Consider the following 12,509-nt stretch of genomic DNA (forward strand, 5'->3'; position numbering starts at 1 on the left):
GAAGCACAACAACATCCGCAACACGAGACATTCGAACGCCAGAGGTCGCCAGCGATGCGTTATCCCCACCTGTTCAAACCCATGCAGCTGAACCAGCTGACGCTGCGCAACCGGATCGTCAGCACCGCGCATGCGGAGGTGTATGCCGAGCCGGGCGGCCTGCCGGGCGACCGCTATATCCGCTACTACGAAGAAAAGGCGAAGGGCGGCGTGGGCCTCGCGATCTGCGGCGGGTCGAGCCCGGTGTCGATCGACAGCCCGCAGGGCTGGTGGAAATCGGTGAACCTGTCGACCGACAAGATCATCGATCCGCTCACGCGCCTCGCCGACACGATGCACAAGCACGGCGCAAAGATCATGATCCAGGCGACGCACATGGGCCGCCGCTCGTCGTTCCACGGCGAGCACTGGCCGCACCTGATGTCGCCGTCGGGCGTGCGCGAACCCGTGCACCGCGGCAACGCGAAGATCATCGAGATCGAGGAAATCCGCCGCATCATCGGTGACTTCGCGGCCGCCGCGAAGCGCGTGAAGGCGGCCGGCATGGACGGCATCGAAATCTCGGCCGCCCACCAGCACCTGATCGACCAGTTCTGGAGCAAGCGCTCGAACCACCGCACCGACGAATGGGGCGGCAGCCTGGAGAACCGGCTGCGCTTCGGCATCGAAGTGCTGACGGCCGTGCGCGAGGCGGTGGGCAAGGATTTCTGCGTCGGCCTGCGCATGTGCGGCGACGAATTCCACGAGGACGGCCTCGATCACGAGGCGCTGAAGGAAATCGCGCAGGCGATGTCGGAGACGGGCCTGATCGACTACCTGAGCGTGGTCGGCTCGGGCGGCGACACGCACAACACGATCGCCAACTGCATGCCGCCGATGGCGCTGCCGCCGGAGCCGTTCGTGCACCTCGCGGCCGGCATCAAGTCGGTCGTGAAGATTCCGGTGATGCACGCGCAGAGCATCCGCGATGCGGGCCAGGCCGAGCGCCTGCTCGCGACCGGCATGATCGACCTGGTCGGCATGACGCGCGCGCAGATCGCCGATCCGCACATGGTGATCAAGATCCGCGACGGCCGCGAGGACGAAATCAAGCAGTGCGTCGGCGCGAACTACTGCATCGACCGCCAGTACAACGGCCTCGACGTGCTGTGCATCCAGAACGCGGCGACGTCGCGCGAAGCGACGATGCCGCACATCATCGAGAAATCGCGCGGCCCGAAGCGCAAGGTCGTGGTGGTCGGCGCGGGCCCCGCGGGGCTCGAGGCCGCGCGCGTCGCGAAGCTGCGCGGCCACGACGTCGTGCTGTTCGAGAAGAATGCCGAAGTGGGCGGCCAGGTGATGATCGCCGCGAAGGCGCCGCAGCGCGAACAGATGTCGGGGATCATCCGCTGGTTCGACATGGAAACGAAGCGCCTGGGCGTCGACCGGCGCCTCGGCGTGGCCGCCGACGAGAAGATGATCATGGCCGAGAAGCCGGACATCGTCGTGCTCGCGACGGGCGGGTCGAGCTTCACGTGGCAGGTGCCGGGCTGGGGCGTGGCCGAGGGTCTGGCCGTCAGCTCGTGGGACATCCTGACCGGCAAGGTCGAGCCGAAGCAGAACGTGCTGCTGTTCGACGGCGTGAGCACGCATGCGGGCGCCGGCGTGGCCGACTTCATGGCGAGCCGCGGCTCGAAGGTCGAGGTCGTCACGCCGGACGTGAAGGTGGCCGACGATTGCGGCGGCACGACGTTCCCGATCTTCTATCGCCGCCTGTACGCATTCGGCGTGATCCCGACGCCGAACACGATGCTCGATCGCGTCTACGAAGAGGACGGCAAGCTGATCGCCGTGCTGCGCAACGAGTACACGGAAGAACTGGAAGAGCGCGCGGTCGACCAGGTGGTGATCGAGAACGGCTCGTCGCCGAACGACGAGCTGTACTGGAAGCTCAAGCCGGAATCGGTGAACCGCGGCCAGATCGATCCGCACACGCTGTTCGCGGCCGAGCCGCAGCCGTGCCTGTCGGAAGAACTCGGCAACGGCCGTTTCCTGCTGTTCCGTGTCGGCGATTGCATCTCGATGCACAACGTCCACGGGGCGATCTACGACTCGCTGCGTCTCGTGAAGGATTTCTAAACGATGAACCCGTCCTTCCTCATTACCGCCCTGTTGTGGCTGTCGGTGGCGGGGCTCGCGTTCGCGGTCGCGAAGCGCTCGTCCTACTGGCGTCTCGGCCGGGCCACCGCGCCCGGCTCGTTCGGCGTCGCGAACCTGTTCGCGATCCCGAAGCGCTACTTCGTCGACCTGCACCACGTGGTCGCCCGTGATCCGTACATCGCGAAGACGCACGTCGCGACGGCCGGCGGCGCGATCGGCGCGCTCGCGCTGGTATTCATCAACTACGGCCTCGCGATCTACTCGCCGTGGCTCGACAAGCTGATCTTCCTCGCGGCGCTCGCGATGCTGGTTGGCGCGGTGTTCGTGTGGCGCCGGCGTGCGGCCAAGGACGTGCCGGCCCGCCTGTCGCGCGGCCCGTGGAATACGCTGCCCTGGCTGCTCGGCTCGTTCGCGCTCGGCCTCGTGCTGTTCATGCTGGTGCCGACCGGCGCGATGTCGGGTGCGTTCGCGGTGCTCTGCGCGGTGCTGATCGGTGTCGGTGCATTCACGATGACGGTCGGCGCCGCGAAGGGCGGCCCGATGAAGCACGCGATCGCAGGCCTGCTGCACCTGGCCTTCCACCCGCGCCAGGAGCGCTTCGCGGCCACCCGCGACTCGTTCACGGGCAACGGCACGGCCACGCCGCCGACCGCGCTGAAGCTGCCGGACATCGAGCATCAGGAGTACGGCGTCGCGAAGCCGGTCGAATTCCGCTGGAACCAGCTGCTGAGCTTCGACGCGTGCGTGCAGTGCGGCAAGTGCGAAGCCGCGTGCCCCGCGTTCGCGTCGGGCCAGCCGCTGAACCCGAAGAAGCTGATCCAGGATCTGGTCGTCGGGATGGCGGGCGGCACCGATGCGGCGTACGCAGGCAGCCCGTCGCCGGGCATTCCGGTCGGCCAGCATCGTGGCGAGCCGAACGGCCCGATCGTGTCGGGCCTGATCGAAGAGCAGACGCTGTGGTCGTGCACCACCTGCCGCGCATGCGTGCAGGAATGCCCGATGCTGATCGAGCACGTCGACGCGATCGTCGACATGCGCCGCAACCGCACGCTCGTGCACGGCACGGTGCCGGGCAAGGGCCAGGAAGTGCTCGCGAACCTGCGCGAGACGGGCACGATGGGCGGCTACGACACGGCCGCACGCTACGACTGGTCGGTCGACCTGAGCGCGCCGGTCGCGCAACCCGGCAAACCGGTCGACGTGCTGTTCGTCGCGGGTGAAGGCGCGTTCGACATGCGCTACCAGCGCACGCTGCGCGCATTCGTCAAGGTGCTGAACAAGGCGGGTGTCGACTATGCGGTGCTCGGCGCGACCGAGACCGACACGGGCGACGTCGCCCGCCGGCTCGGCGACGAAGCGACGTTCCAGCAGATGGCGAAGCGCCTGATCGGCACGCTCGGCACGCTGTCGTACAAGCAGATCGTGACGGCCGACCCGCACGTGATGCACAGCCTGCGCAACGAATACCGTGCGCTCGGGTTGCGCGTGACGGTCAAGCACCACACGACTTTCCTCGCGGAGCTGGCCGACAGCGGCAAGATCGCGCCGAAGGCCGTCGAGGCGCTGCAGGACAAGCGCACCACGTATCACGATCCGTGCTACCTCGGCCGCTACAACGGCGAGACGGACGCGCCGCGCAAGCTGCTGAAGACGATCGGCATCCAGGTCGTCGAGATGGAGCGCAACGGCATGCGCGGCCGGTGCTGCGGCGGTGGCGGCGGTGCGCCGCTGACCGACATCCCCGGCAAGCAGCGCATTCCCGACATCCGCATCGCCGACGCCCGCACGATCGGCGCGGACGTGGTCGCGGTTGCCTGCCCGAACTGCACGGCGATGCTCGAAGGCGTCGTGGGCCCGCGCCCCGACGTGCTCGACGTGGCCGAACTCGTTGCCGCCTCGCTGGAGTGAATCGATGAATACGATCAAACGAATCGATCCGCGCCGGCCGTTCATCATCACGGCCGCCGGCCTGAAGCGCATCACGCTCGGCGAGGAAGGCAGCGCGGATGCGAACGCCGTGCACGGGTTCGCGCATGGTCATGGCGCGGCGGCCGCGAAGCCGCGCCGCGCGGTGCAGGATCCGAAGCACGTGATGCTGGTGGTCGCGCACGGTGAACGCGGCGCGCTCGACGATCATTCGCGGCAGGCCATCGCCGCCGCCGCATTGCTCGCCGATGCGCAGACCGAAGTCGCGTTGCTCGCGTTCGGCGAGCTGAAGGACGACGTGGCCGAACTGGGCGTCGACAAGCTGCTGGAACTCGCCGGCTTCGATCGCCGCGCGTTCGACCCTGAAAGCGAATTGCAAGCGCTGCAGGCCTGCGTGGCGGCGCTTGCGCCGAAACACGTGTTCGTGCCGGACAACGCGACGGGCGACGGCGATCTCGGCCGGCGCTACGCGGCGGCCGCCGGCGCGAGCGTCGCGACGCACGTCGTCGAGATCGATGCGAAGCACGTCGGCGCGTATGCGCACGCCGGGCGCGCGTTTGCCACCCGTGCGCTGCCCGACGTGATCCTGCTCGCGCAGAACGCAGTCGACGCAAAGCTGCCGTTCGTCGGTGCGGGCGAACGCGTGGCCGCCGACTTCATCCGCCCGGCACACGACGCCGCGCAGCCGTACCGCGATCTCGGCCTCGACGAAATCGACGCGGCCCAGGTCGCGCTCGAGGAAGCCGATTTCATCGTATCGGCCGGCAACGGCGTGTCCGACATCGGTGCGTTCGAGCGGCTGGCCGGTGCGTTCGGCGCGGCGATCGGCGCAAGCCGCGTCGCGGTCGACAACGGTCACTTCACGCGCGACAAGCAGGTCGGTGCGACCGGCAAGACGGTCGAGGCGAGCGTGTACATCGCGTTCGGCATCTCGGGCGCGGTGCAGCACCTGCAGGGGATCAAGGACTGCCGCCACGTGATCGCGGTGAACCTCGACGGCAGCGCGCCGATCGCGAAGCGCGCGAACCTGACGGTGGTCGGCGACGCGCAGGGCACGATCGCCGCACTGATCGAACAGGTGCAGGCCGCGCGCGCCGCGCGTGGCGAATCGCCGGCCGCGGTCGGCACCCGTGAACCGGAAGGAGTCGCTGCATGAACGCCCCCCGCCAGCTGCAACGCATCGCGGTGCTCGTGTCCGTCGGCCGCCATCCGGTCAGCGGTGTCGCGCGCTATAGCCGCAACGACGCGGCCGCGCTCGAAACCGGCCGCCAGCTCGCGGAGCGGCATCGCGCGAAGCTCGACGTGATCCATGCGGGCGATCCCGCGAATGCGGCGCTTGCCGAATATCTCGCGCTCGGCGCACGGGAGGTCGAGGTGCTGGCCTGCCGCGACGGCGACGACGCCGTGCATGCGCTCGCCGCACGCGTCGAGGACTACGACCTCGTGCTGACCGGCACGCGCGCCGAGGGCGCGTACGACACCGGCATGCTGCCGTATCGCGTCGCCGCGACGCTCGGCTATCCGCTGGTCGGCTCGGCCGTCGACGTGACGGTCGAAGGCGGTCGCGTGGCCGTCCGGCAATTTTTGCCGAAGGGGCTGCGGCGGCGCGTCGACGCGGCGCTGCCGGCCGTCGTCGCCGTCCATCCGCTCGCCAATGCCGAGCCGCGCTACGCGTATGCGCGGCTGCGCGCCGGCGCGATCCGGCCGGCGCTCGCGGCGCCCGGCGCGGACGCCGACGCGGCCGCGTGGAAGGTCGGCCCGATCGAGCGTAAACCCGTAAAGCTGGTCGCCGCCGAGAAGCGCTCCGGGCATGCCCGGATGCTGTCCGCGACGACGACCGAAAGCCGTGGCGGCAACGTCGTAAATGAAGGGAGTTCGGTCGAAAAAGCACAAGTGATCCTCGCGTATTTGCGCGAGCATCAGCTCATCGACTACTGATTTTGATGCCTGTCGGCAAGAACCCAGGGATGCAAGGAATCCGGAGCAAACGATGAAAGTATCGGCAGACATTCGTGCATTGATCGAGCGGCGCAAGGAAGGGCACAGCCTCGAAGCGCCGTTCTACACGAGCGAGGACATCTTCGCGCTCGACATGGAGGCGATTTTCCGCCAGCACTGGATCCAGGTGGCGGTCGAGCCGGACATTCCGGAGCCGGGCGACTACGTGACCGTGGAACTGGGGAGCGATTCGATCCTGATCGTGCGCGACGACGACATGGCGATCCGCGCGTTCCACAACGTGTGCCGTCACCGCGGCGCGCGCCTGTGCAATGAAGACAAAGGCTCGGTCGGCAACATCGTGTGCCCGTACCACAGCTGGACCTACAACCTGACGGGCCAGCTGATGTTCGCCGAGCACATGGGCGAGAAGTTCGACCGCTGCAAGCACAGCCTGAAGTCGGTGCACGTCGAGAACCTCGCGGGCCTGATCTTCGTCTGCCTCGCCGACGAGCCGCCCGCCGACTTCGCGCAGCTGCGCGCCGAGATGGAGCCGTACCTGCTGCCGCACGATCTGCCGAACACGAAGATCGCCGCGCAGGTCGACATCATCGAGGAAGGCAACTGGAAGCTCACGATGGAGAACAACCGCGAGTGCTATCACTGCGTCGCGAACCATCCGGAGCTCACCATCTCGCTGTACGAATACGGCTTCGGCTACCAGCGCTCCGACGCGAACGCCGAAGGCATGGATGCATTCGCGGAAACCTGCGTGCGGCGCGGCAAGGAGTGGGCCGAGATGGGGCTGCCGTCCGAGGAGATCGAGAAGCTGCTCGACGTGACGGGCTTCCGCACGCAGCGCCTGCCGCTCGATCGCCACGGCGAATCGCAGACGCTCGACGCGAAGGTCGCATCGAAGAAGCTGCTCGGCGGCTTCGACAAGGCCGACCTCGGCGGGCTGTCGTTCTGGACGCAGCCGAACTCGTGGCACCACTTCATGAGCGATCACATCGTGACGTTCTCGGTGATCCCGCTGTCGGCCGGCAAGACGCTCGTGCGCACGAAGTGGCTCGTGCACAAGGATGCGAAGGAAGGCATCGACTACGACGTGAAGAACCTCACGGCCGTGTGGAACGCGACCAACGACCAGGATCGCGCACTCGTCGAATTCTCGCAGCGCGGCGCGACCAGCAGCGCGTACGAGCCGGGCCCGTATTCGCCGTTCACGGAAGGTCTCGTCGAAAAATTCTCGGCCTGGTACATCGGCCGGCTCGCCGAAAAAACCGGCGAATAGTACCCAGCAGCGTACAAGCGGAGTCAGACATGATGCGAGATGCGGCCAACTTCGAGCCGACGGACAGCCGGGTGACGCGCCCGGCGTTCTGGAACGCCCTTCCCGAGCGCTGGACGAGCGACGTCGAGGAAACGCTGGTGTGCTGCCACGTGCGGCAGGAAACGCACGACGTGAAGAGTTTCTTCTTCCGTTCGCCGCAGGGCCGCTCGTTCTCGTTCGAGCCCGGGCAGTTCCTCACGCTCGAGCTCGACATCGACGGCGAAACGATCAACCGCTGCTACACGATCTCGTCGTCGCCCGCGCGGCCGCACACGGTGTCGATCACGGTGAAGCGCGTGCCGGGCGGCAAGGTGTCGAACTGGCTGCACGACAACCTGCAGCCGGGCGCACCGGTGCGCGTGCTCGGCCCGGCCGGCGAATTCACGTGCGCCCGGCATCCGGCGCGCAAGTACCTGTTCCTGTCGGCCGGCTCGGGCGTCACGCCGCTGATGTCGATGAGCCGCGCGCACCATGATCTCGCCGAGGATCGCGACATCCTGTTCGTGCACAGCGCGCGCACGCCGGACGACATCATCTTCGCGCGCGAGCTCGACCTGATCGCGTCGAACCACACGAATTTCCGCACGTCGTTCGTCGTCGAGCGCGTCGGCGCCCGCACCAACTGGCCGGGCGTCACGGGCTTCCTGACGCTGCCGCTGCTGAAGCTGATCGCACCGGACTTCATGGAGCGCGAAATCTTCACGTGCGGCCCCGCGCCGTACATGAAGGCCGTGCGCGACCTGCTCGACGAAGCCGGCTTCGATCGCAAGCAGTATCACGAGGAAAGCTTCTCGTTCGAAACGCTTGCCGAAACCGCAAGCGACGAACTGCTCGCCGATCTCGCGCCACTGGCCGACGGCGTCGACACCGACACCGACACGAAGCAGTACACGGTCAGCTTCGCGAAGAGCAATCGCGAGATTTCGTGCGGCTCGGAGCAGCACGTGCTGGACGCCGCGCGCCAGTCGGGCGTGCGGCTGCCGGCCTCGTGCACGCAGGGCATGTGCGGCACCTGCAAGGTGAAGCTCGTGTCGGGGCAGGTTGAAATGAAGCACAACGGCGGTATCCGCCAGCGCGAGATCGACCAGGGGATGGTGCTGCTGTGCTGCAGCAAGCCGCTGTCGGATCTCGTGATCGACAAGTAGTCGCAACACGCCATCGGCTGTCCGGGCGCGTCGCGTCCGGACAAGCATCCGTCGGAAAACAACGATACCGCGGATTTGTGGTTGAAGAACCTAGAGAGGCAACGCGCACGGTGCGCATATCAAGGAGATCGACCATGCAGCTGTTCGGAAAATTGTTGTGGACCGGCGCACTGTCGGCCATGGTGGCGCTGAGCGCGTCCGCACTTGCCGATACGAAGCCCACGCTGAAGATCGGCTACGTCGAAGGCTGGGACGACAGCGTGGCGACGTCGAACGTCGCGGCGCGCGTGATCGAGAAGAAGCTCGGCTACGAAGTGAAGCTCGTGCCGGTCGCGGCCGGGATCATGTGGCAGGGCGTCGCGCGCGGCGATCTCGATGCGACGCTGTCCGCGTGGCTGCCGGTCACGCACGGCTCGTACTGGGATGAATACAAGGCCAAGGTCGTCGACCTCGGCGCGAATTTCCCGGATGCAAAGATCGGCCTGATCGTGCCCGCCTACGTGAAGGCGAAGAGCATCGACGACCTGAACGCGGAGAAGGGCAGCTTCGGCGGCCGGATCGTCGGCATCGATGCCGGTGCCGGCGTGATGCGCAAGACCGACGACGCGATCAAGAGCTACGGGCTGAACTACACGCTGATGCCGAGCTCGGGCAGCGCGATGACGGCCGAGCTGTCGCGTTCGGTCAATGCGAGCAAGCCGGTCATCGTGACGGGCTGGGCGCCGCACTGGATGTTCGCGAAGTGGAAGCTGCGCTTCCTCGATGATCCGAAGAAGGTGTTCGGCGGCGCGGAGCACGTCGACAGCGTCGTGAATCCGGGGCTCGAAACGAAGGCGAAGCCGGTGGTCGCGTTCCTGAAGAAATTCCAGTGGAAGCCGGGTGAAATCGACAGCGTGATGCTGGCGATCCAGAACGGCTCGAAGCCGGAAGCGGCCGCCGACGCGTGGATCGCCGCGCACGCGGATCGTGTGAATGCATGGACGGAAGGCGCGCAGTAAGCCAGCGGTGAATCGCCTCGATAAATAGATGAAGAGACAGTCCGGGAAAGGTCGAGAGGAATGCGAAATAATCGCACTGCGACGCGATCTTATCCCGGAATTATTTTTTTGATTCTGCAGAAAAGAGCGTAAGTTGTTACACTAGCGCCCTTGTGCGGAGTCATCTGCTTTGCATCGGACCAGAGTAAGCGCTGAAGCGCTAACACTGCTCGAGAGGAGGAATTGGATGAGTCAAGCAGGACTGCGTGCGAACCGCACCAGTGATGTTGAGGCAACCATCTCACATGATTCGCCGGGCCACACGCTGCATCGTGGCCTGACTTGGAAAGACGCTTTTTGGGTAACGAGCGGCGTGCCGGCAGGCGTGCTGTTCACGATCGGCGGCGTATGCGCGACGATCGGCCAGCCCGCGTGGGCGATCTGGATCGCCGCGATCACGATGGGGCTGGTTCAAAGCGCGACTTATGCGGAAATATCGGGGCTATTTCCCCATAAATCGGGCGGCGCGTCCGTGTATGGCGCGATCGGCTGGGTCCGTTACAGCAAGCTGATTGCCCCGGTTTCCGTGTGGTGCAACTGGCTCGCGTGGTCGCCGATGCTCGCGCTCGGCTGCGGCCTCGCGGCGAGCTATGCGCTCACGAGTCTCTTTCCCGCCGACGCGGCGGTGCTGCACTGGCAGCTCAAGGTTGCGGATCTCGGGTTCATCAAGCCCGGTCTGTCCCTGCGGATCAATGCGACGTTCATCATCGCGACGATCCTGCTTCTCATCACGTTCAAGCTTCAGCACAGCGGTGCATCGAAGGCTGCGCGCACGCAGCGCATTCTCGGTATCGCATCGCTCACGCCGCTGTTGATCGTCGGCATCGTGCCGTTCGTCACGGGCGACGTGCCGATGTCGAACCTGCTCCCGCTGCTGCCGCTCGGTCACGACGCGCACGGCAATCTCACGGCCGCGACGTTCGGCTCGTGGAACGGGCAAGGCGTCACGATGGCGCTCGGTGCGATGTTCATGGCCGGCTGGGCGTCGTACGGCTTCGAGACGGCCGTCTGCTACACGCGTGAATTCCGTGACCCGCGTCGCGATACCGCCAAGGCGATCTTCTGGTCGGGCGCACTGTGCCTCGTCGTGATGACGCTCGTGCCGATGGCGTTCCAGGGCGCGCTCGGTACGCAGGCGATGCTCGATCCGTCGATCGGCGACGGCACCGGCGTCGCGGCTGCGATGGCGAAGATCGTGGGCGGCGGCGCATGGGTCGCGAATGCGGTCGTCGTGATGCTGATGCTGTCGATCCTGCTGATCGTGATGACGTCGATGATGGGCTCGTCGCGCACGCTGTACCAGGCATCGGTCGACGGCTGGCTGCCGAAGTACCTGTCGCACGTGAACGAGCACGGCTCGCCCACGCGCGCGATGTGGACCGATCTCGGCTTCAACCTCGTGTTGCTGATGATGTCGGACTACATGACGGTGCTGTCGATCTCGAACGTCTGCTACATGCTGTTCGTATTCCTGAATCTTCAGTCGGGCTGGATCCACCGGATGGATCGCGGCAACTGGGATCGGCCGTTCCGCTGTCCGACGTGGCTGCTCGTCGGCGGTGCGATCTGCGGGTATGCGAACCTGGTGTATGTCGGTGCAGGCGCGAACCTGCAGGGCGAGGGCACGCTGCGCAATGGGTTGATCGCGATGCTGCTGATCGTGCCGGTGTTCCTGTTCCGCCACTACTGGCAGGATCGTGGCCGCTTTCCGGCGCAGATGCAGCGCGACATGGAACTCGAAGTGCCGAAGCGTGCGATGTGGCTGAATCTGATGCCTTACGTTGCGCTGATTGGCGCGGGGCTGACGATCTGGTTGTCGTATTACTTTGCTTGGGTGAAGTGACGCGATAGCGCATGCGCTGCGGCGCGCGGCGGCTCCGGAAACCGCACACGGAGCGTCGCGTGGCGCATCGCGCGCAACGCGAGAACAAAAAAGGCTCGGCCGGTACCTACCCGTCGAGCCTTTCTCGTTTCTGCCGCGTGTCGAACGCGACGCCTTTTCGCTTACGAAAACACCACCGTCCGATCCCCGTTCAGGAACACGCGCCGCTCGATGAACGCCTTCACCGCGCGTGCGAGCGTGAGCGATTCGACATCGCGCCCGACCGCGAGCAGCTGCTCCGGCCGCAGTGCATGATCGACGCGCTCGACGACCTGCTCGATGATCGGGCCTTCGTCGAGATCGTCGGTGACGAAGTGCGCGGTCGCGCCGATCAGCTTCACGCCGCGTGCATGCGCCTGGTGATACGGCTTCGCGCCCTTGAAGCCGGGCAGGAACGAATGATGGATGTTGATCGCGCGGTTCGCGAGCTTCGCGCTCGTCTCCTGCGACAGCACCTGCATGTAGCGCGCGAGGATCACGAGTTCGGCGCCGCTCGTCTCGAAGAAGTCGAGCCACTGCGCTTCCTGCTGCGCCTTCGTCTCGGCCGTGATCGGGAAGTGGCGGAACGGCAGCCCGTGCTGCGCGGCGAGCGGTTCGAAATCCGGATGGTTCGACACGATGCCGACGATGTCCATCTTCAGCTCGCCCATCCGCCAGCGGAACAGCAGGTCCGCGAGGCAGTGCTCGAGCTTCGACACCATGATCAGCACCTTGGGCCGCGCGTTCACGTCGTGGATCGCCCATTGCATGTCGCCCTGCTGGCCGCCGAGCCCGGCTGCGATTGGTGCGAATTCGTGGCGCAGCGCATCGATCTGCAGCGTTTCATCCGTCGGATGAAAGACGCAGCGCACGAAGAAGCGGTTGCTGAGATCGTCGTCGAACACGTTCAGCGCATCGACATAGCAGCGATGGCGATCGAGAAAGCCGACGACGGCGGCGACCTGGCCGGCCGCGCTCGGGCACGACAGTGTCAGGACGAATTGATCGGGGCGGTGCTCGGCGGTCATGAGACTCCTCGGATGGCATGGGCGCACGGCCGTGCGGCGGCGCACGAAGGCGCCGCGCCGCGCGGGTAGCGGGAGGCTCAAGTAAATCAGGACGATTTCGAG

Annotated in this window: 9 protein-coding genes; 8 read left to right on the forward strand and 1 reads right to left on the reverse strand. The window is 66.2% G+C overall.

Annotated features, from left to right (window positions below; translation table 11 throughout):
• Positions 1–54 precede the first annotated feature (54 nt).
• The 8 genes from LGM56_RS01165 (at position 55) to LGM56_RS01200 (ending at position 11,361) form a co-directional block, all read left to right on the forward strand.
• Entirely contained in the window at positions 55–2,118 is a 2,064-nt protein-coding gene (locus LGM56_RS01165; RefSeq protein ID WP_021160633.1) for an NADH:flavin oxidoreductase, read from the forward strand.
• Positions 2,119–2,121: 3 nt separating this feature from the next.
• The gene (locus LGM56_RS01170; protein WP_089496347.1) at positions 2,122–4,047 is read left to right on the forward strand and encodes a (Fe-S)-binding protein; all 1,926 of its coding nucleotides are present in this window, start codon (positions 2,122–2,124) and stop codon (positions 4,045–4,047) included.
• Between the two features lie 4 nt (positions 4,048–4,051).
• Entirely contained in the window at positions 4,052–5,221 is a 1,170-nt protein-coding gene (locus LGM56_RS01175) for an electron transfer flavoprotein subunit alpha/FixB family protein (protein ID WP_089496348.1), read from the forward strand.
• Positions 5,218–6,003 carry an electron transfer flavoprotein subunit beta/FixA family protein gene (locus LGM56_RS01180; protein WP_226202290.1) on the forward strand — a complete coding sequence of 262 codons (786 nt, stop codon included), beginning with the start codon at positions 5,218–5,220 and terminating at the stop codon, positions 6,001–6,003. The genes LGM56_RS01175 and LGM56_RS01180 overlap by 4 nt, the downstream gene beginning before the upstream one ends.
• A gap of 52 nt (positions 6,004–6,055) precedes the next feature.
• A complete protein-coding gene (locus LGM56_RS01185) occupies positions 6,056–7,297 on the forward strand; it encodes an aromatic ring-hydroxylating oxygenase subunit alpha (RefSeq protein ID WP_089496350.1) in 1,242 nt (413 codons plus the stop codon).
• Positions 7,298–7,326: 29 nt separating this feature from the next.
• Positions 7,327–8,481, forward strand: coding sequence for a hybrid-cluster NAD(P)-dependent oxidoreductase (locus tag LGM56_RS01190; RefSeq protein ID WP_226202292.1), 1,155 nt, complete (start codon positions 7,327–7,329; stop codon positions 8,479–8,481).
• 134 nt (positions 8,482–8,615) lie between these two features.
• Positions 8,616–9,479 carry a glycine betaine ABC transporter substrate-binding protein gene (locus LGM56_RS01195; RefSeq protein WP_226202294.1) on the forward strand — a complete coding sequence of 288 codons (864 nt, stop codon included), beginning with the start codon at positions 8,616–8,618 and terminating at the stop codon, positions 9,477–9,479.
• Between the two features lie 226 nt (positions 9,480–9,705).
• Positions 9,706–11,361: an APC family permease gene (locus LGM56_RS01200; protein WP_226202297.1), complete on the forward strand. Its 1,656-nt coding sequence runs from the start codon at positions 9,706–9,708 to the stop codon at positions 11,359–11,361.
• Between the two features lie 161 nt (positions 11,362–11,522).
• Here the strand turns inward: LGM56_RS01200 and purU are convergent, their stop codons facing one another.
• A complete protein-coding gene (purU, locus tag LGM56_RS01205) occupies positions 11,523–12,407 on the reverse strand; it encodes a formyltetrahydrofolate deformylase (RefSeq protein WP_089496355.1) in 885 nt (294 codons plus the stop codon).
• Positions 12,408–12,509: the final 102 nt, after the last annotated feature.

This window comes from Burkholderia sp. AU38729 (genome assembly GCF_020419725.1).
Classification (GTDB): Bacteria; Pseudomonadota; Gammaproteobacteria; order Burkholderiales; family Burkholderiaceae; genus Burkholderia.